We start from the raw sequence: 25,642 nt of genomic DNA on the forward strand, positions 1-25,642 counted from the left end.
CCATGCCGAACTCAGAAGTGAAACGCGGTAGCGCCGATGGTAGTGTGGCATTCGCCATGCGAGAGTAGGACACTGCCAGGCACCCAATTAAACAGTTGTGCACACATTGCATGATTGGCCGAGAGGATGACACCTCGTTGAAACGGCAGACAATTTAGCAAAATGCTAACCAGACAGCGGAGCGGTAGTTCAGTCGGTTAGAATACCGGCCTGTCACGCCGGGGGTCGCGGGTTCGAGTCCCGTCCGCTCCGCCACTAATTTGAAAGGCCTTCCCTCACGGGAAGGCCTTTTTGCTATGTACCTTCAGCATCTAAGTCCAGCAAGCCCAGTCAACAGACTGGGCTTTTTCGTGTCTGCAATCTGACGGTGATGAGTGGCGAATTGGGCGACCAGGGGGCTGGTTCGCGGCAGTGAGTATGCGTTGGCGGTTGGCCTAATATGCGTAAAAGAGATAAGCAAAGCGCTTTTTCTTTCTTCCTGATATATGTGGAAGGCGGCATTCTGTACTCAACCCAACGATATGGAGTATCACCATGAAATTGCGAATGACCGCCCTGACCCTGCTCTCTCTGCTGGCACTTGGCCAGGCCAATGCGGCCGAGGTGCGCCTGCTCAACGTTTCCTATGACCCGACTCGCGAGCTGTTCCAGGAATACAACAGCGCCTTTGCCAAGGAGTGGAAGGCCAAGACGGGTGATGATGTGGTGGTGAGCCAGTCACATGGTGGCTCCGGCAAGCAGGCCCGTGCCGTGGTGGATGGCCTGGAGGCTGATGTGGTGTCCCTGGCGCTGGCCTATGATGTCGATGCCGTGGCCAAGGCGGGTCTTACCGCCAGCGATTGGGAGGGGCGCCTTGCCAACAATGCGTCTCCCTATACCTCCACCATTGTCTTCCTGGTGCGCAAGGGCAACCCCAAGCAGATCAAGGACTGGGGCGATCTGGTTCGCAAGGATGTCGCCATCGTGACCCCCAACCCCAAGACCTCCGGCGGTGCGCGCTGGAATTACCTGGCTGCCTGGGGCTATGCCCTGAAGAAGAGCGGCACTGAAGAGGGTGCCAGGCAGTTTGTCGGCGATCTGTTCAAGAACGTGAAAGTGCTGGATTCCGGCGCCCGGGGCGCCACCACCAGCTTCATCGAGCGCGGCCTCGGCGACGTCTTGCTGGCCTGGGAGAACGAAGCCCTGCTGGTGCTGAATCAGCCGGGAACCAGCGACAAGTTCGAGCTCGTGGTGCCGTCTGTCTCCATCCTGGCCGAACCTCCCGTTGCCGTGGTGGACAAGGTTGCCAAGAAGCACGGCACCGAAGCGGTCGCCAAGGGCTATCTTGACTACCTCTATTCCGACGAGGGGCAGCGGATCATCGCCAAGTACCACTATCGCCCGAGCAACCCGGCGATCCTGAAGGAGACGGCGGCCCAGTTCCCGCAGCTGGCGCTCTTTACCGTCAAGGATCTGGAAGGGGATTGGGACAAGGCACAGAAGAAGCACTTCGCCCAGGGTGGGCTGTTCGACCAGATCTACCAACCGGGCCGCTAACAGTGACTGGCCCCTGTGACAACAGATAGGAGCACCATGATGAACAAGATCCTTCTGGTTCCCGGTCTGCACAACAGTGGGCCGGATCACTGGCAGAGTCGCTGGCACCAGCAATTTCCCCAGTGGCAGCGGATGCTGGGCCTGCCCTGGGACAAGCCGGACCTCACCGTCTGGAGTGCCAAGCTGGCGAGCAAGCTTAGAAGCCGCCGCAGCCGGGTCCACCTGGTGGCCCACTCCTTCGGCGCCCTGACGGCGATTGCCGCCGCCCGGCTGCAACCGGACAAGGTTTCCTCCATCCTGATAGTGGCTCCCGCTGATCCGGCCCGCTTCGGCATCCCGGACGAGGCGCTGGCGGGATCCATCAAGGTGTCCGCCCAGCTCATCGCCAGCCGCAACGATCCCTGGATGAGCTTCGAACGTGCCGAGTATTGGAGTCGTCAGTGGCAGGTGCCGCTGTTCGATGCCGGCGAGGTGGGCCACATCAATGCCCAGTCCGGTCATGGGGAGTGGCGTCAGGGGCTCAACCTGCTGAACACCCTTCATCACAGGGCCGAGATGGTGGTGGATCCCACCTCGACCGAATGGGATAGGCGGGCGGCCCTCAGCTTCCGCTGATCCTCGACTCATATGACAAGGAGAGTTCCCGCAAGATATCAGACAGGCTCGCCACCCTGATCCCATAGTGACTGTCTTTGCAGCTCAGGTTTCACCGCTCCGTTTGTTAGGTCTTTTATTTATATAAAAGACCTTTTTTTATATTTATCGCTCTAAAAGCCCTGATTTGCCGTTGTTAGACAAAAAAGTGCTTAGCAAAGGCGTTATTGGTGTTTGTTGTCCCTGGCGGTCGTGAGCAGAATCAGCGTATCGAAAGTTTTTATAACAAACGGATGTGTTATGCGATTAAGTTCTTATTCCGTCCTCCCTGGCCTGGGGCCGACCCTGGGCTTCAGCCTGCTCTACCTGAGCATACTGGTGCTGTTGCCCCTCTCGGCGCTGGTGCTATTCGCGGTAAACAACCTGACGGCAGCCGAGTTCTGGCAGGTGATAGGCTCCCCCCGGGTGCTCGCCTCCTTTCGCCTCAGCTTCGGGGCCGCCTTTATCGCCGCCCTGCTCAACAGCCTGTTCGGGCTGATCCTGGCCTGGGTGCTGGTGCGTTACAGCTTCCCCGGTCGCCGCTTGGTGGATGCGCTCATCGACCTGCCGTTCGCCATGCCGACCGCCGTTTCCGGCATTGCCCTGTGCGCCATCTTCGCCCCAAACGGCTGGATAGGTCAGTGGGTTGCCCCCTTTGGCATCGAGCTTGCCTACAACCCCATAGGGGTGGTGATCGCCCTCACCTTCATCGGGCTGCCCTTCGTGGTGCGCACCCTGCAGCCGGTGCTGCGGGAGGCGGAGACAGAACAGGAGGAGGCCGCCGCCAGCCTGGGGGCCAATCGCTGGCAGACCTTCGCGCGAGTGTTGTGGCCTACCTTGATACCGGCGCTGCTCACCGGCTTCGCCCTGGCCTTTGCCCGTGGGGTAGGGGAGTACGGCTCCGTCATCTTTATCGCCGGAAATTTGCCGATGGTTTCGGAAATCGCGCCGCTGATGATCATGAGTCATCTGGAGGAGTATGACTATGCCGGGGCCTCGGCCATCGCCTCCGTCATGCTGCTGATCTCGTTTGTTTTGCTGTTGATCATCAACAAGTTGCAGGCCTGGAGCTGGGCACGCATCGGAGGAAGCCGCATATGAATGCATCCAACGCAAGCCTGGACCTGGCCCTCGATGGGGCCCCTGTCACTCAGGTGCGCCAGCCTGCCGTGACCCGTGAGCCCGTCTGGGTCAAGTGGCTGCTGATCAGCGTCGGGCTGGGCTGGTTCGCCGCGCTTTTGCTGCTGCCGCTGGCGACCGTCTTTATCCAGGCCCTGAGTCCGGGCCTCGCCTTCTTCTGGCATGCCATCAGCGAGCCAGATGCCCTGAGCGCCCTCGGCCTGACCGCCCTGGTGACCCTCTGCTCTGTGCCCCTCAATCTGCTGTTCGGGCTGGCCGCCGCCTGGGCCATAGCCCGCTTCCGCTTCCCGGGCCGGCAACTGCTCATCACCCTCATCGATCTGCCGTTCTCGGTCTCACCCGTGATAGCGGGCCTGATGTTCGTGCTGATGTTCGGCAGTCGTGGCTGGTTCGGTGATTGGCTTAGCGAGCACGACATCAAGATCATCTTCGCCACTCCGGGGATCATATTGGCGACCACCTTCATCACTGTGCCCTTCGTGGTACGCGAGCTGCTGCCCCAGATGGAGGCCCGTGGTCCGGAAGAGGAGGAAGCCGCCATCATGCTGGGGGCGAGCGGCCTGCAGATGTTCTGGCGGGTCACCCTGCCCGGCATCCGCTGGAGCCTGATGTATGGCTTGCTGCTCTGTACCGCCCGTGCCGTGGGGGAGTTCGGTGCCGTCTCCGTGGTTTCCGGCCATATTCGCGGTCAGACCAACACACTGCCGCTGCACATCGAGATCCTCTACAACGAGTACCAGACCGGCGCCGCCTTCGCGGTGGCGAGCCTGCTGGCCCTGTTCGGGATCTTCACCCTGCTGGGGGAGACCCTGCTGGCCCGGCTGCGCGCTCAGCCCACCCAGTCCCATTGATATGGCCTGGCCTGCCTGCTGGCAGGTCAGCCCGGATAACCATGAATCCGGTTTAACGGTTTAGAGAGGCAGCCATGAGCATTCAGGTTCAACGACTCAACAAGCATTTCAATCAGTACGCGGCCCTGGCCGACATCAACCTCGATTTTCACGACGGTGAACTGGTGGCGCTGCTCGGCCCCTCCGGCTGCGGCAAGACCACACTGCTGCGGATCATCGCCGGGCTGGAGCAGGCCGACAGTGGCAACGTCATCATCCGCGGCGAGGATGCCTCTGATCTCCACGTGCGCGAGCGCAATGTCGGTTTCGTGTTCCAGCACTATGCCCTGTTCAGACACATGACGGTGTTCGAGAACGTGGCCTTCGGCCTGAGGGTCAAGCCGCGCTCCGAGCGACCGGCCGAGGCGGCTATCCGAGCCCGGGTCAAGGAGCTGCTGGATCTGGTGCAGCTCAGCCACGTGGCCGGACGCTATCCGACCCAGCTCTCCGGTGGTCAGCGCCAGCGAGTCGCCCTGGCGCGCGCCCTGGCGGTGCAGCCCAAGGTGCTGCTGCTGGACGAGCCTTTCGGCGCCCTCGACGCCCAGGTGCGCAAGGAGCTGCGCCGCTGGCTGCGAGAGCTGCACGACGAGCTGCACGTCACCAGCCTGTTCGTGACCCACGATCAGGAGGAGGCGCTGGAGGTGGCGGATCGGGTGGTGCTGATGAACGCAGGGCGGGTCGAGCAGATCGGCACCCCGGCCGAGGTCTATGACCAGCCCGCCACCGCCTTTGTGCACAGCTTCCTCGGCAGCGTGAACCTGTTCCGCGGCCGGGTGGCCGGGCAGGGGCTCGGCATAGGTGAGCAGCAGCTGGGGGGGCCCATCAGCTCCCAGCTGGCACAGGGCAGTGCTGCCATTGCCTATGTGCGCCCCCACGAGCTGGAGATACTGCCGGCGGATGCACCGGGAGGCATCAGCGCCACCATCACCCGCTTGTTGCCCATGGGGCCGCGGATCCGGGTGGAGTTGCGCGGGGATGGCGAGACCAGGGGAGCTCACTACGAGGCCGAGCTGAGCAAGGAGGCCGCCCGTGCCTTCGCCCCCGGCCAGGGGGTGCGCCTGGTGGCCCGGCATGCGCAGCTCTATCCCGACTACCAGATTTGAAGACGAGCCCCCAAGGCGAGACCCATTTTCAGGCTTGCAGCCGGATCCTGATCCGGTCGCCCAATAACAAGAGGACGGTGGCAGCATCCACCGCCACTCAGCGCAGGAGGCGATGAGGTGAATTTTCAGCAATTACGCATTATCCGGGAAGCGGCGCGGCGGGATTACAACCTGACCGAAGTGGCCAATGCCCTCTTTACCTCCCAGTCCGGGGTCAGCCGCCATATCCGCGAGCTGGAGGAGGAGCTCGGGCTCGCGCTCTTCATCCGTTACGGCAAGCGGCTGCTCGGCATGACGGAGCCGGGCAAGGAGCTGCTGGTGATCGCCGAGCGTATCCTGGGGGACGCCGACAATATCCGCAAATTGGCCAGCACCTTTGCCAACCGGGATTCCGGGCGGCTGCTGGTAGCGACCACTCACACCCAGGCGCGCTATGCCCTGCCCCGGGTAGTGAAGGCGTTTCGCGAGCAGTTCCCCCTGGTGCAACTGGAGCTGCGTCAGGGCAGTCCGGAGGAGATAGTGCGGCTGGTGCAGACCGGCGAGGTGGACATTGGCATCAGCAGCGAGCAGCTCGACAAGAGCGAAGGTGTGGTCGCGTTTCCCTACTATCGCTGGCACCACAACATAGTGGTACCGGAGCAGCACCCGCTCACCGCCGAGCGGGAACTGACCCTGGCGGCGCTGGCACACTGGCCCATAGTCACCTATCAGGCGGGCCTGACGGGCCGGGTGCGGGTGGATGAGGCCTTCGCCGAGGCGGGGATACATCCGCAGATCCTGCTGACCGCCCAGGATTCCGACGTCATCAAGACCTATGTCGAGCTGGAGATGGGGGTGGGGATACTGGCGGACATGGCGTTCGATCCCCAGCGGGACAAGGGGCTGGTGCAGCTCGACGGCAGCCGGCTGTTTGCGCCGCACACCGCCTGGATCGGCCTCAAGCAGGGGCAGTTCCAGCACAACTTCACCTGGCAGTTCATCCAGCTCTGCAACCCAGAGCTGGCGCTGGCGGAGATCCAGGCCAGGGCCATGAGCAACGAGCCCCTGCTCGACTACCAGATCTGAGCCGAGCGGCGCATGAGAAACGGGGAGCCATGGGCTCCCCGTTTTATTGATGTCACTGCGACAGCGTTATTGTGCGATCCAGGCTTCCTGCCAGTGGGAGCCTATGCCCGGCTCATACTGGGTGGCCGTGCTGGACCACTGGCTGCACCAACCACTGTAGGGGAAGGGCTTGCACTGATAGACCTTGCCATTCTTCGGCTGCAATACCCTGGTGCCGGCCGTATAGGACTTGAGCCCTTCCGGGAAGCTGAACTGGTAGTCGCCACCGGCCGGATCCTTGAACATCAGATCCAGGGTCTGCTGCACCACTTCCCCCCCAGCCTTGGGTTTGCCCTCTATCACCAGCTGGTGGTGGCCCGCACTCAGACCCGTGGCCTCCATGGTGAAGCTCTGGCTGCTGTCCTTGATGTCTGCCCCGCTCTGGCCCTTGGCGACACCGTCATGGTCATACAGGGTATTGGTGACGGCGAGATCCCCTTGCGCCGTGACGGTGAAGCTCAGGGTGACCTTGCCGTTGTCGAGCTGGTAGTCGCTCGCCAGGCCGCTCACGTTGATGCTGTTGCCCACCGGCGGTTGCTGCTGCTCGAGCTGGATCTCGACCCGTTGCAGGTTGCTGCCGGCTTTCAGGTAGATGGGGTTCTGGCCGTAGACGGGGTTGAACTGGCCATCGGCCCCCTGCTGGCCGGCGCGGATCTGGGTCTGCTCGGCATTGATCTTGCCTGCCAGGGCGTGGGCCCAGTTGTTCTTCTGGCCCTGCTCGGCGCTGGCTATGGTCAGCACCGTCTGCAGGTCGGCACGCTCGCCGCTGGCATCGAACACCCGGGTCTTGGCCTTGTCACCTGCCGCAAGATCGATGGAGGGGTAGATGGTCCCGCCCTGGCTCCAGGTCAGCGGCGGCTGGGTGCCACCGTCGAAGCGTGCGTCGATCAGGTTGTAGAAGCTGTTGGCGGTATCGCCCACCTCCCAGACCCCGAGGATGACCTGATAACCGGTGCGTGCCGGCAGGGTGCACTGATGGGTGACCTGCTTGGGGGGCTGCACCATGTTGCCGTCGATCACGCAGAACGGATTGAGATCGAAGGCGTCACGGGTCAGGGGCTGGTTCGGGTTCCAATCCTGCTTGGTGAGGTAATAGCGCCAGTTGCGGGTCACGTGGTTGGCGGTGAAGGTCCAGCTGATGGCGAAGGGGCCGGCCTGCACATTGCGCTTGGTCCAGCGATCGCTGGTCTGGGCATTGAGCTCACCGAATTGCGGATGCCCGGCCGAGGCGATCTGGCCGTCGGCGGGGCCGCCATCGGGGAAGCCGGACGGCGCCTCCAGGCTCTGGGGCTCCCATTGAATGGCGCCACACTGGCTGTTGCCGCCGGTCTTGCACAGATAGTTGCGCCCTTCCGGCTGGCTGATATAACCGTGGGCGAGCACGCCGCCGCTGGCCAGCAGCGCCAGCGCCGCGGCCACATGATTGAGTTGGATTATTGCTGCCATACATTCCTCTGTTCGGTGATGTGGGCAGTCAAGTTGGCAGGGGAGTTCCCCGTGACACACCTGAGTGTGGCAACCCCGCTATCCTGGACGACATGTCTTTAGACCGGAGGCTTTGCGTCCTGGCCTTTCAACCAGTTTGCCAAATGACTACATAAAAAGGTCAGGGTGCCGCCCTTGAGGACGGCGCAACCATGATGGCTTCTTTTGATTAAATTATTAAGTGTAAAACTTAACAGCTTGACCTCATCGGAGTAGAGCAATCACTTAACTCTCTGTTTTTAAAATTATATTTAATTCATCAAGTTTGGTTTTACTTCGCCCGCTCCGTCAAAAGATGCAAAATTGCGACATTTTTCATCAATGAAAAAATCCCCTGCCGGCGAGGCCGGCAGGGGATGGGACTGTGTCAGACGGTCAGTGGTGCGGGTACTGGTCTGTGCGGCGGGAGGACGAGGGGCGCGGGGCCTCCCCGGTCACCAGATCCCGGGGGAGGGCATTGCCGAGCCTGAACACCGCCAGCCGTTCGTCCAGGCTGCGCGAAAGTCCGGCCAGCAGCTCGCTCTCCTGGGCCAGCTGGGAGGCGGCCTGGGACATCTCCAGGGCCGAGTCATTGATGCCGCTGACGTTGCGGTTCATCTCCTCGGCCACCATGCTCTGCTGTTCCGCCGCCGTGGCTATCTGGGTCGCCATGTCGCTCACGTGCTGGATGTGGTTGACGATGAGGGAGAGATCCTGCCCCGCCTTCTCGGACTGGCCGACGCTGCTCTCCGCCAGCTTGCGGCTGGCATCCATGGCGCTGGCGGCGGTCACCGCCCGCTGCTGCAACTGGGTGATGGTACTCTGGATCTCCTCGGTGGAGTGGCGGGTACGGCTCGCCAGCTGGCGCACCTCGTCGGCCACCACGGCGAAGCCGCGGCCCTGCTCGCCGGCCCGGGCCGCCTCTATGGCGGCATTGAGAGCCAGCAGGTTGGTCTGATCCGAGATGGCGCTGATGACGGCGGTCACCTCCCCTATCTGCATCACTCCCTCCTTGAGCCGATTGACCTGATGGGTGGCCTGCTCCACCTCGGTGGCGAGCGCCTGGATGCCGTGCACGCTGGCGTGGACGTCCTGGTTGCCGAGCCCGGCCTCGCTGGTGGCGTCCTGGGTGTCGCGGGCCGTGTTCTCGGCGTGACCCGCCACATCCGAGATGGTGGCGCTCATCTCGTTCATAGCGGTGGCGAGCTGGGCCAGTTGATCCCGCTGGCTGTTGACCGCCTGGTTGGTCTGCTCGGCGGAGGCGGCGATGCGCAGGGCGGCATCCGCCACGTTGCGGGCCCCCTGGCTCGCCTCCAGCAGGGCGCGGCGAATGGCGTCCAGCCCCTGATTGGTACAGCGGGCGACGGCCCCCAGCTCATCCTTGCCATGCACGGGTATGCTGACCACCAGATCCCCGGCCGCCACCTGGGCCATGGCCCTGTTGATCTCCGCCAGCGGGTTGACGATGGAGCGGCTGATGGCCACCCCCAACCACCCCATCAGCAGGATCACCAGCAGGGTGGCGCCCCCCATCAGCTGGTACTGGGACCAGATGGTGGCCTCTATGTCCTGCAGCAAGAGGCCGGAGCCCAGGATCCAGCCCCAGGGCTGGTAGCCGGCCACTAGCGACATCTTCTGGGCCGCCTCGCCGGAGGGAGAGAGCCACTGGTATTCCAGGCGACCCTGATGGCCGCCCTTGCCGAGATCCACCATGCGCTGCCAGTGGGATTCGGCGGGCGTCCCGCCCATCTGCTGGCCGACCAGCTCTGGCTTGGCGGGATGCACCACCACGTGGCGGTTTTCATCCAGCACGAACAGGTAGTTGTCCCCATCGAAGCGCATGCCGTCGAGCATGGCCTTGGCTTGCGCCTGGGCCTCTGGGGCGGCCAGGGTCTGGATCCGGCTCATGGCGAGATCCAGCACCGCCTGCAATCTGGCTTCCCGCTCACTCATCAGGTTGCGATGCAGGGCACTGGCGGAGATGAGCAGCAGTGCGATGAAGCCGACCAGCGCCACCGAGAGCAGCAGCATCAGTTTGCGACTCACGGCGATATCACCGAGCTTGAACATAGTCTTTTCCTTCTTTCCCGTACGGATCTGGTGAGGGCCAGTCAGCTGGCTGGCCTTGATTGTTTTGTGTTTAACATTTATTTAACTTTCAAAGGGTTGTGATGGTTGGTTGCCAATTGAGTGTGTTGGCAACCAGTATAGCCAGCAGACAGAAACCCTCGCTTTTGGTAGCGTGGTCTGGCGCATCCCGGCGCACCATTTGTCGGCTCTATTTGCAAGAAGTGTGAATGAGTTGGCATTTCACCAAAAAGGAGTGGGCGCCCCTGTGGCCGCCCCATAAAAAGAGGGAATTTATGAGTTCCATTGCCAGGAATTACTTGAACCAGCTCAATGCCGACTACCTGCGGGTACACAGGCGCAAGGAGGATCTCTTCTGGTCCACCTACATGGGCACCAGCGACGATCAGGCTGGCTTCACCGCCGCCGAGCAGGCCTACAAGGCGTTTTGTGCCGATCCGGCCAGGCTGCCCGCATTGCGGGAGGTGCTGGCCCAGGCCGAGGGGGCGGATCTGAAGCGGGGTCTGGCGGGCTGGGCTGCCTTCTTCGAGTGCAACGTCATCGAAGATCCGGCCGCCGCCGCCCTGATGGACGAGCTGGTGGCCGCCGAGGCGGATCTCTTCGCCCACCGCAAGGGGCTCAAGCTGACTTTACTGGACGAGCAGGGCCAACAAGTGGCCGGCAGCCTGCCCGCCGCCAGCACGGCGCTGGCCGCCAGTAGCGACGAGGCGGTGCGCCAGAGTGCGCTCGCCATGTTCCACCGCCTGGAGCAGTGGGTGGTCGGCAACGGCTTTCTCGAGGTGGTGGCCCTGCGCAACCGCTTCGCCCGGGCCATGGGCTATAACGACTACTTCGACTACAAGGTGCACAAGAACGAGCAGATGAGCCCGGAGCAGCTGTTTGCCGTGCTCGACGACTTTATTGCCCGCACCGAGCAGCGGGTGCACCAGAGCCTGGCGGAGCTGAAAGCCGCCAAGGGGGAGGCGGCGCTGCTGCCCCACAACCTGCGCTACAGCGTGAGCGGCGACGTGACCCGCCAGCTCGACCCCTATGTGCCCTTCTCCCGGGCGCTGAAGGATTGGGTCCAGAGCTTCCGCCGCCTCGGCATCCAGTATCGCGGCGCCACCCTGACCCTGGATCTGCTGACCCGGGAGGGGAAATACGAGAACGGCTTCTGCCATGGCCCTGTGCCTAGCTTCTGGCAGGAGGGGGAGTGGGTGCCCGCCGTGGTCAACTTCACCAGCCTGGCCGATCCGGCCCAGGTGGGCAGCGGCTGGAGTGGCCTCAACACCCTGTTCCACGAAGGCGGCCATGCGGCCCACTTTGCCAACGTGACCGGCAACGCCCCCTGCTTCTCCCAGGAGTTTCCGCCCACCTCCATGGCCTATGCCGAGACCCAGTCGATGTTCTGCGACAGCCTGCTGGACGACGCCGACTGGCTCAAACGCTACGCCAGAAACGCGGCGGGGGAGGCGATCCCCGATTCGCTCATCAGGGCCATGATAGAGGCGCGCCAGCCGTTTCGCGCCTTCAATGAGCGCCAGATAGCGCTGGTGGCCTACTTCGAGCGGGATCTCTACGCCATGGCTGACGCAGAGCGCACCCCAGAGGCTGTGCTGGCACTGGCCCGCCAGTGGGAGCGCAAGATCCTGGGGGTGGAGAGCCCGCGCCCGCTGCTGGCCATTCCGCACCTGCTCAATCAGGAGTCGGCCTGCGCCTACCACGGCTATCTGCTGGCGCTGATGGCGGTGGAGCAGACCCGCGCCTACTTCCTTGCGCGCGACGGCTACCTCACCGACAACCCGCGCATAGGGCCGGATCTGGCCGCTCACTACTGGGGGCCGGGCAACGGCATGACCCATGACGAGACGCTACGCAGCCTCACTGGCGAAGGCTTCAGTGCCGTGCCATTGGCCGAGGCGTGCAACCAGAGCGTGGCGCAGGCGTGGGCAACGGCCGAAGCCTGCATGACGGCGGCGAGCCAGCGCCCGTCGGCAGGAGAGGGAACGCCGCTCGATGCCCAGATCCGGGTGATGCACGGCGCCGAGCTGATTGCCGACAACAGCGAGTCGGAGGCCAGCATGCTGGCCGACTTCGAGACCTGGATCCGCCAGCATTATCAGCGCGAGCCCGCCACCGCCCGGTGAGGCGCTGCTCGAACAGCAAGCCCTGCCCATCGGCAGGGCTTGCTCATGTCAGCGGTAAGCAAGCCTGCCGAGGCGGGACGGGATCTTTGCCACGGTGTGAGCCGGTGCGCAAGATGCGCCTGTTTTTTGCGCCATCTATCTGTTTTGGCTATTAATTATGGTGATGCGCAGAGGCGTTGGCTGAGCGCTGGGGAGGCGGGTCACAGATATGTTTCTCTGGATATATTGAGTATTCACGGCGATCCCATATCATGGCGCTCGCTCGCCGCCAGAGAGTGGCGACATTCAGATGATTAGCTAAATACAAAGCCCTGAAGGCTTGTCGAGGGATGGAAATTGAGAGCCGTATTGTTGTGTTTGCTGGGGCTGTGGCCCGCATTGAGTTTTGCCACCCTGTCCGCCGACATGGTGGTGGTCAAGAAGTCGAGTTATAGCCTGACCCTGATGAAGGATGGCAAGCCGGTCAAGCGCTACTGGGTCGCCCTGGGTCCTGCACCCAAGGGGCACAAGCAGCAGGAAGGGGATCAGCGTACCCCGGAAGGGCGTTACACCCTCGACTACAAGAAGAGTAATTCCGGCTTCTACAAGGCTATCCACATCAACTACCCGAATCTGGACGACATCAAGCGTGCCAATGAGCTGGGAGTGCGTCCGGGCGGCATGATCATGATCCATGGTCAGCTCAACCGCATGGGGGATCGCCGGGTGCAGCCGTCCAACTGGACCAATGGCTGCATCGCCGTGCTCAACCACGAGATGGACGAGATCTGGAACGCCATCGAGCCTGGCACTCCCATCGTCATCGAGCCCTGATCCTCGCCGTTCACGCCCGCTGCCCAGCGGGCGTTTTATTTCCTCCCTGGATGGCGTGACAGCCCCTCCCGCGCCGTGCTAGTTTTTCCGGCTCGCGTTGGAAGTCACAAGGATGATCCCATGATGTCAGGAACCCGCATCGCCGCGCCCGAGCGCATGGGTGCGCTCTGGTGGCGCGCCACCCTGGATATTCTCCCCCTCTCCATTTCCGTCATCCCCTGGGGGATTTTGTGCGGCGCCCTGGCGCTGCAGGCGGGCTTGAGCCCGGTGCAGGCCCAGCTGATGTCGCTGCTGGTCTATGCCGGCGCCGCCCAGCTCTCGGCCACCACCTTGTTCGGGGCGGGCACCCCCTTGCTGCCCATCATGGGCTCCACCATGGTGATCACCTCCCAGCACCTGCTCTATGGCTTCACCTTCCGCCGGGACGTGCTGCCGCTCTCCCTGCGCTGGCGTGCCAGCCTCGCCTTCTTCCTGACCGACGAGATGTTCGCGGTGGCACTCAAGGACAGGGAGCGCGGCGGCGTCTTCAACCCCGCCTATGCCCTGATCGCGGGCTTCGTGTTCTACCTGTTCTGGAACCTGGCGACCCTGCTCGGCATCGCCGCCGGCCAGTACATAGAGGGGCTGGACAAGATGGGGCTGGACTTTGCCATCGCCGCCACCTTCATCGCCATGACCATACCCGCCATGAAGAACCTGCCCATGGTGGCGGCGACTGTGGTGAGCGGCGGCACTGCGCTGCTCACCAAGCCGCTGCTGGCGGAGATCCACATCATCATCTCGGCCCTGGCCGGCATGGTGGTGGGTTATGTATTGCACCGGATGAGGAGATGACCATGGGCTGGCTGATGATTGGCCTGCTGGCCCTGATCACCTTCTTCAACCGCTTTGCCTTCTTCTCGCGGCTGACCCGCTATCAGCCCGGTGCCGAGATGGGGGCCTTCCTCAGCTTCTCGGCCCAGTCGGTGTTGACCGCCATCTGGCTGCCCATCGTCTTCAGCTATGAGCCGGGCAAGGGGCTGGACTGGGATCCCGACTACCTGGCTGCCACCCTGCTGGTGACCGCCCTGACCCTGCTGCGGCTGCCGACCCTGGTGGTGGTGGTGGTCGGCATGGGGGGCTTCTTCCTGCTGCGCTGGCAGGGGGGACTGGCGGCGCTGCTGCCCGGGTTGGGTTGAGCCGTGATCCCGCCTAACGGATGTCTCTATCAGACATCCGTTATGTTATGAATGTCACTTCAAAAAAGGCCTCTCAAGTGTGAGGATTTAGGAATCATCCGCCAAGGAGTTTCCCATGTCCCTCACCGCCAGCTGCCAGCGCATAGTGCGCGACCCCCTGCTCTCCCCGGCTCAGAAGAGCCATGCCCTGGCCCTCGCCGCCGAGAATGCGCTGCCCTATCCCGCGCTGCCTGCCGAGGTGGCCGAGGCGATGGCGCAAGGGGTGCTCTGCGACATGTTCGAGGGACATGCCCCCTACAAGCCGCGCTACGTGCTGCCGGACTATGAGAAGTTCCTGAGTCAGGGCTCCCCCTGGTTGGAGCTGGCGCCACCACGGGATTTTGACGAGGCCCTGGATGCCCTGCGCATCCTCTATCACCATGTGCCCTCGGTCACCGGCATGCCGGTCTGGCTGGGGCGCCTCGATCACCTGCTGCTGCCCTTCGTCGGTGAGCTGGATGACGAGACCCTCCATCGCAAGCTGAAAGGCTTCTGGATCTACCTGGACAGGGTGCTGCCGGACGCCTTCATGCACGTCAACATAGGCCCGGATGACAACAGGATCTGCCGCCTGATCCTGCGCATCGACGGCGAACTCAAGCAGGTGGCGCCGAACCTCAGCCTGTTTCACGATCCCGCATCGACCCCGGACAGCCTGCTGATGCAGGGGGTGCAGAACATAGCCCTGTGCGGCAAGCCTCACATAGTCAACTACCCGATCCACAGGGAGACCTTCGACGAGCGGGGCTTTGGCATCGTCAGCTGCTACAACGCACTGCCCCTGGGGGGCGGCGCCAACACCCTGGTGCGCCTCTCCCTCAAGGGGATGGCCGAGCAGAGCGCCGACCTTGAGGAGTTCATGACGCGCTGGCTGCCCCACTACTGCGAGCAGGCCTCCCGCCTCATCGAGGCAAGGGCCGCCTTCCTGCACGAAGAGTCCGGCTTCTTCGCCAGCTTCCTGGTGGAGGAGGGGTTGATCGAGGAGGGGCGTTTCGTGCCCATGTTCGGCATCCATGGCATGGCGGAGGCGGTGAACCTGCTGATGGACAAAGAGGGGCTGGCCGGGCGCTATGGCCACGACGAGGGGGCGAACCAGCTCGGCCATCGCATCTCGGCCCGGCTCTCGGCCTGGGTGACAGCCCGACCCCAGCACCACGCCTGGGGCGGGCGTGCCCTGCTGCACTCCCAGGGCGGGCTCAGCCTGGACAAGGGGGTCACTCCCGGGGTACGCATCCCTTATGGGGAGGAGCCGGATCCCGCCAGCCACCTGCTGGCCCTGGCCCCGCACCACGGCTACTACCACTCCGGGATCAGCGAGATCCTGACCCTGGATCCCACCATACGCCAGAACCCGCAGGCGCTGCTGCAGCTCTGCAAGGGGGCCTTTGCCCTCGGCATGCGCGAATTCAGTGCCAACGTGGCGGACAGCGATCTGGTGCGGGTGACCGGCTACATGATCCGCAAGAGCAATGTGGCTCGCTTCGCCGCCGAAGGCTCGCGGTTGCAGACCACCTGTCTTGGCGCCGAGGCGAGCGAGCTGACCGGCATTCGCCAGCGGGCGCCGCGGGTGCTGGGCCTAGAGGCTAGCCTGTGTGACTACTGAGGATGACAAGGGGGGGCGCACCGCGACTGTCAGCCGCTGGTTGCCCTTCTCCTGCGTGGACGGGCCGGGCAATCGGCTGGTGCTCTTCCTGCAAGGGTGCAACTTTCGCTGCCCGGGCTGCCACAACCCCCACACCATAGGGCTGTGCGATCACTGTGGCGACTGCGTGCCCGGCTGTCCGAGCGGCGCCCTGACTCTCATTGATGGCAGGGTACGTTGGCAGGCGTCTCTGTGCACCCACTGCGACCGCTGCCTGGATGCCTGTCCCCGCAGCGCCAGCCCCAAGACCCACCAGATGTCGGTGGCCGAGGTGCTGGCCCTGCTGCGCCGCTACGGCCCGCTGCTCACCGGCATCACCGTCTCCGGCGGCGAGGCGACCACCCAGCTGCCGTTTGTGATCGACCTGTTTACGGCCATCAAGGGGGCGCCGGATCTGGCCCACCTGAGCTGCCTGCTGGACAGCAACGGATCCCTTGGTGAGGCGGGCTGGCAGCGGCTGCTGCCGGTACTCGACGGTGCCATGATCGATCTCAAGGGATGGCGCGACTCCGTGCATCATTCGCTCACCGGTCAGGGTCGGGAGCGGGTGCTGGCGTCGCTGCAACTGCTTGCACGAGTGGGCAAGCTGGCGGAATTACGGTTGCTCCATGTACCGGGGCGCACTGATTTCATCGATGCCGATGGCAAGCTGGAGGCGGGCCTGGTCAGCTTTCTGCAGAGCCTGGGACCCGTCCCCATCCGTCTCAACGGGTTTCGCCACCACGGGGTGCGCGAAGAGGCGACGGGTTGGCAGGAGGCCGCCATGGACGAGCTGGATGGGCTGTCCAACGCATTGAAGGTGAAAGGATTTGGCCCAATCTCCCTGCCGCCATTGTGACGAGGCCGGCATGTTTTTCCTCCTGAGTCCCGATATGACGCAACTGTGATGTCTGTCTATTTGGTGCGCGGAAAGTGGCGGCTAGAATGGGAAAACCGCCCATCATCAACAGATACCCATGAGTGAAACCAACGCCTTATATCGAGTGCAGTTTATTTGTCACAACGAGCGTTACGAGGTCTATGTCAAGGAGGTGAATCAGGGCCAGCTGTTCGGCTTCATCGAGATAGCGAACTTCGTGTGGGACAACCACACTGCGCTCATCGTCGATCCCAGCCACGAGAAGCTCAAGAGTGAGTTTGCCGACGTCAACCGCACCCTGATCCCCATGCACCAGGTGCTGCGCATCGATCAGGTGCGCAAGCAGGGGGCGGCCCGCATCACTGAGCTGGGCAACAACGTCGCCTCCTTCCCGAGCCCCATCTACACCAAGAAGCCCTGAGCCCCCCGGGCACTCTCAGGCACCCAGCTCCCGGGCGAGCTGGAGGATCCGCTGGCGGAACCAGTGCAGGGCGGGATCTTCCCCCAGGGGGCCGTACCACACCAGGCTGTGGGTCACGGCGCCATAGTCGAACGGGACGGGCCGCCTCACCAGCCCGGACGGCTCGGCCTGCCCGGCCCAGCCCTCGATGGCGGTGAGGATGAGATCGCTCTGGCGCAGCAGGGCGGTGGCACTGCCAAAGTCCGGCAGGGTGGCACCAATCTGGCGCCTTACCTGGCGCTGGGCCAGGCTCTGCTCGAAGAAGGGGTCGGCCAGCTCGCTGTCACGAATGAGGATATGGCGCCAGCTCAGGTAAGCATCCAGATCCCAGGGCTGATCCTGCGCCGGATGATCCGCGCGCAGCAGGCAGACCAGCTTGTCTTCCCGCAGCGTCTCCCATACCAGGCCAGGCTGGCTGGGCAGGGGCTGGCTCTGATCGTGGGGCAGGATCACGAAGTCGAGCTTGCCCGCCGCCAGCGCAGCCAGTCCCTGCTGATCCTTGTTCCAGATGACGGGCACCAGCCCGGGTACCTCCCGCATCAACGTCCCCAGCACGGGCCCCATGGGCCAGATCATGCTGCTCTCGCGCATCGCCAGATTCAGCTCCCCCTGCCAGCTGGCGGGGTTGAAGCCCTCCGGGCTGGTGAGGCCGTTCAGTTCGCTCAGCAGTCGGCGCAGGCTGGGGCCGAGCCGCTCGGCAAAGGGGGTGAGCAGCAACTGGTTGCCCTGACGGTAGAGCAGCTGATCCCCCAGCAGATCCCGCAGCTGGTTGAGGGTCTTGCTGACGGTGGAGGGAGTGGTGCAGAGGCGCTCGGCGCTGCGGGTGACGCTCTGGGTGTCCAGCAGCAGGTGCAGGGTGACCAGATGACGACCGCCCAGGCGGGAAAGCGCGATGAGATCCATAAAACCTCCCGGGATGAAGCCCGTGCGGGCGAGGATGAGGGGAGCGTCTGGCAGCCGGTATTGCCCCTCCAGACGGAGCAAACAAAAAGCCCCGCCTGAGCGGGGCATGGGGATTAACCCTTGAGCACGGCGGCCATGGCGTCCGCTACGTAGTCGACGTTGCGGCTGTTGAGGCCCGCCACGCACATGCGGCCCGAGCGCACCAGATAGACGGCGAACTCTTCACGCAGGCGGTCCACCTGCTCCGGCGTGAAGCCGGTGTAGCTGAACATGCCGCGCTGGCTGATGAAGTAGCCAAAATCGCGGCCCGGCACCTTGGCGCTCAGCACCTCGAACAGCTTCTGGCGCATGGCCTTGATGCGGGTGCGCATCTCGGTCACCTCGCCGACCCAGAGGGCATGCAGTTCGGGCTGGCTCATCACGGCTGCGGCTACCTGACCACCATGGGTGGGGGGGCTGGAGTAGTTGCGACGCACGGTGGCCTTCATCTGGCCCAGTACCCGGCTGGCCTCTTCCGCATCCTGGCAGATGACCGACAGGCCGCCGCAGCGTTCGCCGTAGAAGGAGAGGTTCTTGGAGAAGGAGTTGCTGACGAAGAAGCTGACACCGGCGGCCACCATGGCGCGGATGGCGTAGGCATCCTCTTCCAGCCCGTCACCGAAGCCCTGATAGGCGATGTCCATAAAGGGGATCAGGTTCTTCTCGACCACCAGCGCGATCACCTGGTCCCACTGGGCGCGGGAGAGATCCACCCCGGTCGGGTTGTGACAGCAGGGGTGCAGCAGCACTATGCTCTTGGCCGGCAGTGTGCTCAGGCAGTCGATCATGGCATCGAACTGCACGCCGCCAGTGGCCGCATCGTAGTAGGGGTAGTCGTGCACCTTGATGCCGGCCCCCTCGAACATCGCCTTGTGGTTGTCCCAGGTGGGATTGCTGACCCACACCTCGGAGGTCGGGAAGTAGCGCTTGAGCAGATCGGCACCGATCTTCAGCGCGCCGGAGCCGCCTATGGTCTGGATGGTGGCGATACGTCCCGCCTTGACCGCTTCGTGGTCGGCACCAAACAGCAGGTGCTGCACCGCGGTGCGGTAGTTGGCGGCCCCTTCCATCGGCTGATAGGGGCGCGGCGCCGGCGCCGCGGCGCGCTGGGCTTCGGCCTGCTGCACCGAGGGCAGCAGCGGAATGCGGCCCTGCTCGTCGTAATAGAGGCCGATCCCCAGGTTCACCTTCTGCTCGCGGGTGTCTTTGTGGAAGGTCTCGACGAGCGTGAGTATGGGGTCGCCAGCATAGGCATCGACGTGTTCAAACATGGGGGGTCCTTGCGAAGTGGAATCCAGAGTATGGCGATCAATGATCGGCGGTCATGATGGCGTAAAGCGGGCGAGGGCTCAAGTCTGAAAGGGGTGGAGAGCGGTGGACTGGAGCCGCTCTGCTGTAAAGAGGGTGGTGTGCTGCAGAGTGGGGGCAGCTTATCTGCCCCGCACCTGCCGGCGTTATTTCAGATAGGAGCGCAGTACCCTCACCACCTGATCCAGATCCTCCAGTCGCTCGGCCGGGGTCGCCTCCGGCGCCCCTAAATGCTCGCGCATATGGCCTTCCAGTACCTCCAGCATCAGGCCGTTGACGGCGCCGCGGATGGCGGCTATCTGCTGCAAGATGGCGGCGCAGTCTGTCTCCTGCTCCAGGGCGCTCTCCAGCGCACCTGTCTGTCCCTTGATGCGCCTGACCCTGGCCAACAGCTTCTTCTTGTCGTGAACCGTGTGTGACATGGGATCCTCTCGCACAATAAAACTATACTGGGGTATAGTATATTTCATCGTGGCCCACAGGAGAAATCCATGTCATCCCTGCTCTCATTCCACTGCCATCAACCCGTCGTGCATCAGGGGAATCCGCTGGCGGAGCGCAAGACCCGCTGGGCCGTGCTGCTCACCCTCATCATGATGGTGGCGGAAATCGGTGGCGGCTGGTTCTACAACTCAATGGCGCTGCTGGCGGATGGCTGGCACATGAGCTCCCATGCCCTGGCCCTCGGCCTCTCCGTCGTGGCCTATCGCGCCGCCCGCCACTTCGCCCGGGATCACAGATTCAGCTTCGGTACCTGGAAGATAGAGGTGCTGGGAGGTTTCAGCAGCGCCCTGCTGCTGGTGGGAGTGGCGGGCCTGATGCTGTTCGAGTCGGTGGCCCGGCTGCTGGATCCCAGCCCTATCCACTATCAGCAGGCCATCGGCATCGCCCTGCTCGGCCTGCTGGTGAACCTGGCCTGCGCCTGGCTGCTCAGGGATGATCATGACCATCATCACGGTCATGCTCATCACCACGGCCACGCTCATCATCACGATCATCACCAGGGTCACGACCATGATGCTCACCCCCACGACCACGGCCATCAGGATCTGAACCTGCGTGCCGCCTACCTCCACGTGCTGGCGGATGCGGCCACCTCTGTGCTGGCCATCATCGCCCTGGTGGGGGGCATGCTGTGGGGGGCCGACTGGCTGGATCCCCTGATGGGCATAGTGGGGGCCGTGCTGGTGGCTGTCTGGGCCAGGGGGTTGCTGCGGGACACGGGGCGGGTGCTGCTGGATGCGGAGATGGACGCTCCCCTGGTGGCGGAGATCCGCGAGGTGATAGCCGAGCTGCCTGACGCCGAGATCCGCGATCTGCACGTCTGGCGGGTGGGGCAGGTGCAGTATGCGGCCGTGCTCTCCCTGCGGATGGCGGTCCCAGTCCCGGCCCAGGCGATCCGCGAACGGCTCGCCATCCACGAGGAGCTGGTGCACCTGACCATAGAGATAGCGCAGGGATGAGGCCAGCCAGGGCCCCGGCACCTGACCTCAGTGTGGCGGGCGCTCGTTTTCCCCCTTGGCCTGATCCTGCCAGAGCGAGCCCAGCATCAGCTTGAGCAGCAACCCAGGGGGATCATCCAGCAGTCGACCCGGCTCCAGCAGCAGGTGGCCGTCGGCGCGAAAGCCCAGGCTGGCGTGGGTCTTTCCCTCGTCATCCAGGATCTGGATGATGCCGACCAGGGTTCCCCGCTCACCGGGCTGACAGCGCAGCCGCAGCTCGCGCGGCTCACCCAGCAGGGTGAAGGCCCGGCAGAGGGGCGGCGTCTCTTCGTAATCGGGCCAGCTGAAGAAGTGATACTGCTCGGCGAGCCCCCCGGCCTGCTGGCAAAATTGGTGGAACAGCTGGGCAATCCCCTGATACTCCTGATCCAGCCGTTTTGCCTGCTCCTCGATCCGTTTCATAGGCCATGACTCCTTGCTATCCATTTGAACGGAAATTGATTTTTCCGGCATGAACCCCTCTCTCTGCTGGTATGGGCCCAAAGCCGGGGCGGGTCTGTGAGCGCGATCCAATTTTCGTTATGAAAACGTTATCTTGTTGAAACGGATTGGTTTTTTTTGCCTTGTTGCTCACATTTACAACAATCTCCGCTGATTAATATGGCATCGCTCGGCTACGACCGGGTACCTCGAGTATCGAGACCAACTACAGCGGGAATTATAAAAAAATGGATATGAAAAAGACCAAAGTGGCGCTGGTAACAGCCTCACTGCTCGCGCTTTTGTCAGGCTGTAACGACAACAGTTCTTCGACTCCTACCCCCACCCCTCAGGATGAGCCCGTCGCTCGTCTTCCCAACGTCCAGCCCCCGGCCGAGCTGCTGGTGGCCGGTCCCGATGAGGCCGTGATCGCCCTGGTGGATACCCAGAGCAGCGCGGCGCGCGGTATCACAGGGCCCTTCGCCAGCCACAGCCTGCACCTGTGGAACAACGATGCCTGCAGCGCCATCGATAAGACCAAGGTTCCCAGCTATGACGATTGGGACAGCAAGGCGAATGTTCCAGCCGATGCGGACAGCTTCGGCCCGGCCTGGGTGGTGCCGCTGGCCAAGATGGAGGGCTGCATCAACTTCATCGCGCGCAACGGCGATCTGGCCAACCTGACCGGCGCCAACATGGAGGTCATCTTCAGCGATCACCCGGATCGCACAGTGGCCATAGTCGCGGGCAAGAACGAGATCTTCGGCAGCCGTGCCGAGGCCTTCACCGCCGCCTTCGGCGTGGCGGGGGCCAGTGCCCACCTCATCGACGGCAACACCCTGATCTGGCAAGGGGGCAAGGACAAGCCCTATGTGCGCCTTTACCACACCGAATCAGGCACCATCACCGCCAATGCCGAAGGGGTATTCGACTTCCCCTATATCAAGCTGACCCCGACCAGCCTCTCGGCCTCGCAGCAGGCCAAGTACCCGCACCTCAAGGATGCCGCCGCCTTCGCCCTGCCATCGGGCGCGGATCTCAAGCCCCTGCTCAAGGGGGAACTGGTGGCCATAGGCACGGATGACGAGGGCGTGTTGCAGGGAGCTACCCTGGTGCAGAGCGCCGGTGCCCTCGATGCCCTCTATGCCGATGCCGCCACCAAGCTGGCCTATGGCGCCATAGTGGAAGGGGGCAACGTCACCTTCCGGCTCTGGGCACCGACCGCCAGGTCGGTCAAGCTGGCGCTCTTTGACGAGCAGCACAAGGCCCTCGGCGAGCGCGCCATGACACAAGACGAAGCCAGCGGCAGCTGGAGCCTGCAGGGCGGTAGCGACCTGGTGGGCAAGTACTATCGCTATGCCGTCGAGGTCTATCATCCGGTCAGCCGCAAGCTGGAATCCTACCAGGTGACAGACCCCTACTCCCTGAGCCTGGCCATGAACTCCGAGTTCAGTCAGGTGGTGGATCTCGACGATCCTGCCCTCAAACCCGAGGGCTGGGACAGCCTCAAGGCCCCCCACAGCCAGGCCAATCCCGCCGACATCACCATCTATGAGGCTCATGTCCGGGACTTGACCGGCAATGACGACTCCACTCCGGCCGAACACCGCGGCAAGTTCCTCGGGCTGACCGACAGCGACAGCGTCCCCGTCACCCACCTCAAGTCCCTGGCCAAGAGCGGCGTCAGCCACCTGCATCTGCTGCCGGTGTTCGACATCGCCACCGTCAACGAGGATCCGGCCAAGGTGGCCAACATCGGCGATGACTTCAGCAAGCTGTGCGAGGTCAATGCCGAGGTCAAGAACTCCAGGTTCGCCAGCCACTGCGGCGGCGGTGAGACCATTGCGGCGGTGCTGGAAGATCTGCAAGCCAGCGACAGCAAGGAGAATCCTGTGGTGCAGGAGCTGTATGGCTATCTGCGCGGGGTGGACTCCTTCAACTGGGGTTATGACCCCTACCACTACACCACCCCGGAAGGTTCCTACGCCACCAATGCGGAGGGGACGGCCCGGATCAAGGAGTTCCGCGAGATGGTCATGGCCATCAAGCAGAACATCGGCATGAACGTGGTGATGGACGTGGTCTACAACCACACCAACGAAGCCGGCCTCGGGCCCAAATCCGTGCTCGACAAGATAGTGCCCTGGTACTACCAGCGCCTCAATCCCGAGACCGGCTCGGTCGAGAACTCCACCTGCTGCTCCAACACGGCGCCTGAACACGCCATGTTCGCCAAGCTGATGGACGACTCTCTGGTGACCTGGGCGCGGGACTACAAGATCGATGCCTTCCGCTTCGATCTCATGGGTCATCACCCGAAAGATCAGATGGTGCAGGCCCTGGCCGAGGTGAAGAAGGTCAATCCCGAGATGTACTTCTACGGCGAGGGCTGGAACTTCGGCGAAGTGCAGGATGACAAGCGCTTCGTGCAGGCGACCCAGAAACACCTGGCCGGCACCGGCATCGGCTCCTTCTCCGATCGACTGCGGGATGCGGTGCGCGGCGGCAGCCCGTTCGACGGCGGCGAGGCCATTCGCAAGACCCAGGGCTTCGGCAACGGCGCCCTGGTGGATGCCAACGAGCTGGACGGCGTGGATCTCGCCACCGCCCTGCATCAGTCAGATCTGGTGCGCCTCGGCATGGCGGGCAACCTCAAGGAGTTCGTGCTGACCGACAAGGACGGGGTGCCGAAGAAGGGCGCCGACATCGACTACAACGGTCAGGCCGCAGGTTATGCCCAGGATCCGACCGAAGTTCAGAACTACGTCGACAAGCATGACAACCAGACCCTGTTCGACAACCTGGTCTACAAGGCGCGGGGAGGGGTCGATCTGGTGCGGATGCAGGGGGTGTCGCTGGCCACCGCCATGTTGGGTCAGGGGATCCCCTTCACCCACGCCGGGGTCGAGCTGTTGCGCTCCAAGTCCATGGAGCGTGACAGCTACGACTCCGGCGACTGGTACAACCGAGTCGATTACACCCTCGGCGACAACAACTTCGACAAGGGCTTGCCGCGCAAGGACAAGGACGAGGCCAACTACGCGCTGATCGAGCAGGTGCTCGGCCAGCACGCCACGCCGGGGTCGGCCGAGATGGCGCAGATGGTGAGCTTCTACCAGGAGCTGTCCGAGCTGCGTCAATCCTCCCGTCTGCTGCGTCTTGGCAGCGGGGCTGAGGTGATCAAGCGGGTCGACTTCCGCAACACCGGGCCGGATCAGGTGCCCGGCCTCATCGTGATGAGCGTGGATGACGGTGCGAGCGCGGGTGCGGATCTGGATACCGCCATCGACGGCCTGGTGGTGATGATCAACGCCACCAATGCCCCCCAGAGCATCGGCGACTTCCGTGACGGCAACGATCAGCCCATCGATCTTTCCGGCATGGTGCTGAGTGGCAAGCATCGCGGGGTCGACAGCATCGCCAGTGGCGCCGGCTATGACAACGGCCAGCTGACCCTCGGAGCCTGGTCTGCCGCCGTCTTCATCAAGCCGCAGAGTGGTGCCCAGGGCGCGGGCCTGCCGGTGGGCAAGAAGACTGACCTGAGCACCCTGCCCCCCTTCGGTGACACGGCGCTCTTCATGAAGGGCTTCCTGGATACCAGCTTCGGGGACAAGAACCCGCTGACCTTCACCAGCAACTTCATGTACGAGTTCAGCGCTGAAGTGACGGCGGATCAGCTTGGCAACACCGAGCTGAAGGTGGCCGACGCTGGCTGGAACATCAATTACGGCAGCTGCAACGCCGGTGACAAGCTGGTGGTGGGCACGCCGCTGACCCTGTGTGCTGGTGGTTCAACGGGCAACGTCGGGTTGGCGCTGGACAAGGCGGGCAGCTACAAGTTCGTCTTCACCGCCATGAACAAGGAGAAGCCGACCTTGAGCGTCAGCTACACAGAGCCGGTGCAGAGCTGCAAGGTGCTGGATACTGTGGCGGGCAACCCGCTGGGCTTCCCGCTCTATGTTCGCGGCAGCCTGAGCGACTGGAACGCGCAACCGGCTTACCAGCTGAGCTACAAGGGGATGGAGGGCAACCTCGCCATCTATCAGGCCGCCTTCAACTACGGGGGCAACTTTGACTTCAAGTTTGCCAACGATGACGGCAACTGGAGCAAGCAGTTCTTCGTCAAGGATGCCGGTGGCACCCTGATCGCGCTGGAGCCCGAGCAGTCCTATCCGCTGCAGCACGGCGATGGCGGCATGGGCAACAACAGCATGACTCTGGCCCAGGGCCTGTGGAGCTTCCTGGTCAAGGTCGATCCGGCCAAGACCTCTGGCGAGGTGGGCACAGTGATAGTACAGGAGTGCAGCGCCAAGTAAGCCTTCCCATCGAGCCCGGGACTGGCTCGGCAGCCCCGGGTTGAATTCCACCTCGCCAAGGGTGGGATAACCCCGAGAG

Annotated in this window: 21 protein-coding genes, 1 tRNA gene and 1 riboswitch; of the genes, 16 read left to right on the forward strand and 6 right to left on the reverse strand. The window is 63.3% G+C overall.

All coding sequences use genetic code 11. The features are described 5' to 3' along the window. Positions 1–178 precede the first annotated feature (178 nt). From AB5Y91_RS14205 to cbl, 7 genes are all read left to right on the forward strand, one after another. A tRNA-Asp gene (locus AB5Y91_RS14205) sits at positions 179–255 on the forward strand. 279 nt (positions 256–534) lie between these two features. Continuing rightward, on the forward strand, positions 535–1,536 hold the full coding sequence (locus tag AB5Y91_RS14210; RefSeq protein ID WP_139439621.1) for a sulfate ABC transporter substrate-binding protein: 1,002 nt from the start codon (positions 535–537) through the stop codon (positions 1,534–1,536). Positions 1,537–1,575: 39 nt separating this feature from the next. Next, complete coding sequence (locus tag AB5Y91_RS14215; RefSeq protein ID WP_368170096.1) at positions 1,576–2,151, forward strand: RBBP9/YdeN family alpha/beta hydrolase; 576 nt, start codon at positions 1,576–1,578, stop codon at positions 2,149–2,151. Between the two features lie 279 nt (positions 2,152–2,430). After that, a complete protein-coding gene (cysT, locus tag AB5Y91_RS14220; RefSeq protein ID WP_025325753.1) occupies positions 2,431–3,270 on the forward strand; it encodes a sulfate ABC transporter permease subunit CysT in 840 nt (279 codons plus the stop codon). Continuing rightward, positions 3,267–4,160 (forward strand): sulfate ABC transporter permease subunit CysW, encoded by an 894-nt coding sequence (cysW, locus tag AB5Y91_RS14225; RefSeq protein WP_111913669.1) that lies wholly within the window; start codon positions 3,267–3,269, stop codon positions 4,158–4,160. The genes cysT and cysW overlap by 4 nt, the downstream gene beginning before the upstream one ends. A 74-nt stretch (positions 4,161–4,234) precedes the next feature. Then, a complete protein-coding gene (locus tag AB5Y91_RS14230) occupies positions 4,235–5,302 on the forward strand; it encodes a sulfate/molybdate ABC transporter ATP-binding protein (protein ID WP_163147409.1) in 1,068 nt (355 codons plus the stop codon). A gap of 117 nt (positions 5,303–5,419) precedes the next feature. Next, positions 5,420–6,367, forward strand: coding sequence for an HTH-type transcriptional regulator Cbl (gene cbl, locus AB5Y91_RS14235; RefSeq protein WP_025325756.1), 948 nt, complete (start codon positions 5,420–5,422; stop codon positions 6,365–6,367). Between the two features lie 66 nt (positions 6,368–6,433). On the opposite strand, the gene gbpA is transcribed toward cbl, so the two are convergent. Next, positions 6,434–7,852, reverse strand: coding sequence for an N-acetylglucosamine-binding protein GbpA (gbpA, locus tag AB5Y91_RS14240; RefSeq protein ID WP_368170097.1), 1,419 nt, complete (start codon positions 7,850–7,852; stop codon positions 6,434–6,436). Positions 7,853–7,917: 65 nt separating this feature from the next. Continuing rightward, a riboswitch (cyclic di-GMP riboswitch) is annotated at positions 7,918–8,003 on the reverse strand. A 263-nt stretch (positions 8,004–8,266) separates the two neighbouring features. Next, complete coding sequence (locus AB5Y91_RS14245; protein WP_368170098.1) at positions 8,267–9,940, reverse strand: methyl-accepting chemotaxis protein; 1,674 nt, start codon at positions 9,938–9,940, stop codon at positions 8,267–8,269. Between the two features lie 293 nt (positions 9,941–10,233). Between AB5Y91_RS14245 and AB5Y91_RS14250 the strand changes: the two genes are divergently transcribed. From AB5Y91_RS14250 to AB5Y91_RS14280, 7 genes are all read left to right on the forward strand, one after another. After that, positions 10,234–12,084: a M3 family metallopeptidase gene (locus AB5Y91_RS14250; protein WP_368170099.1), complete on the forward strand. Its 1,851-nt coding sequence runs from the start codon at positions 10,234–10,236 to the stop codon at positions 12,082–12,084. A gap of 336 nt (positions 12,085–12,420) precedes the next feature. Then, a complete protein-coding gene (locus AB5Y91_RS14255) occupies positions 12,421–12,897 on the forward strand; it encodes a murein L,D-transpeptidase family protein (RefSeq protein WP_106884950.1) in 477 nt (158 codons plus the stop codon). Positions 12,898–13,017: 120 nt separating this feature from the next. Further along, positions 13,018–13,731, forward strand: a complete 714-nt coding sequence (locus AB5Y91_RS14260; protein ID WP_368170100.1) for an AzlC family ABC transporter permease — start codon at positions 13,018–13,020, stop codon at positions 13,729–13,731. Between the two features lie 2 nt (positions 13,732–13,733). Continuing rightward, positions 13,734–14,075 (forward strand): AzlD domain-containing protein, encoded by a 342-nt coding sequence (locus tag AB5Y91_RS14265; RefSeq protein ID WP_106884948.1) that lies wholly within the window; start codon positions 13,734–13,736, stop codon positions 14,073–14,075. Positions 14,076–14,190: 115 nt separating this feature from the next. Next, positions 14,191–15,717, forward strand: a complete 1,527-nt coding sequence (locus tag AB5Y91_RS14270) for a YjjI family glycine radical enzyme (RefSeq protein ID WP_368170101.1) — start codon at positions 14,191–14,193, stop codon at positions 15,715–15,717. After that, entirely contained in the window at positions 15,707–16,594 is an 888-nt protein-coding gene (locus tag AB5Y91_RS14275) for a YjjW family glycine radical enzyme activase (protein WP_368170102.1), read from the forward strand. The genes AB5Y91_RS14270 and AB5Y91_RS14275 overlap by 11 nt, the downstream gene beginning before the upstream one ends. A 118-nt stretch (positions 16,595–16,712) precedes the next feature. Continuing rightward, positions 16,713–17,036: a DUF1820 family protein gene (locus AB5Y91_RS14280; protein ID WP_368170103.1), complete on the forward strand. Its 324-nt coding sequence runs from the start codon at positions 16,713–16,715 to the stop codon at positions 17,034–17,036. 15 nt (positions 17,037–17,051) lie between these two features. Here AB5Y91_RS14280 and AB5Y91_RS14285 read toward each other — a convergent pair whose 3' ends face one another. The 3 genes from AB5Y91_RS14285 to AB5Y91_RS14295 form a co-directional block, all read right to left on the reverse strand. Continuing rightward, complete coding sequence (locus AB5Y91_RS14285) at positions 17,052–17,978, reverse strand: LysR family transcriptional regulator (RefSeq protein WP_171275449.1); 927 nt, start codon at positions 17,976–17,978, stop codon at positions 17,052–17,054. A gap of 113 nt (positions 17,979–18,091) precedes the next feature. Further along, on the reverse strand, positions 18,092–19,288 hold the full coding sequence (locus tag AB5Y91_RS14290) for an amino acid aminotransferase (RefSeq protein WP_234677326.1): 1,197 nt from the start codon (positions 19,286–19,288) through the stop codon (positions 18,092–18,094). Between the two features lie 183 nt (positions 19,289–19,471). Then, positions 19,472–19,747, reverse strand: a complete 276-nt coding sequence (locus AB5Y91_RS14295) for a metal/formaldehyde-sensitive transcriptional repressor (protein WP_106884936.1) — start codon at positions 19,745–19,747, stop codon at positions 19,472–19,474. 69 nt (positions 19,748–19,816) lie between these two features. On the opposite strand from AB5Y91_RS14295, the gene dmeF reads away from it, so the two are divergent. Beyond that, the gene (dmeF, locus tag AB5Y91_RS14300; protein WP_368170104.1) at positions 19,817–20,788 is read left to right on the forward strand and encodes a CDF family Co(II)/Ni(II) efflux transporter DmeF; all 972 of its coding nucleotides are present in this window, start codon (positions 19,817–19,819) and stop codon (positions 20,786–20,788) included. A gap of 27 nt (positions 20,789–20,815) precedes the next feature. On the opposite strand, the gene AB5Y91_RS14305 is transcribed toward dmeF, so the two are convergent. Then, entirely contained in the window at positions 20,816–21,229 is a 414-nt protein-coding gene (locus AB5Y91_RS14305; RefSeq protein ID WP_111913645.1) for a hypothetical protein, read from the reverse strand. 266 nt (positions 21,230–21,495) lie between these two features. Between AB5Y91_RS14305 and pulA the strand changes: the two genes are divergently transcribed. Next, positions 21,496–25,563 (forward strand): pullulanase-type alpha-1,6-glucosidase, encoded by a 4,068-nt coding sequence (pulA, locus tag AB5Y91_RS14310; protein ID WP_368170105.1) that lies wholly within the window; start codon positions 21,496–21,498, stop codon positions 25,561–25,563. The last annotated feature ends 79 nt before the right edge of the window (positions 25,564–25,642 follow it).

The organism is Aeromonas sp. R4-3 (genome assembly GCF_040908275.1).
In the GTDB taxonomy this organism is placed as follows: domain Bacteria; phylum Pseudomonadota; class Gammaproteobacteria; order Enterobacterales; family Aeromonadaceae; genus Aeromonas; species Aeromonas rivipollensis.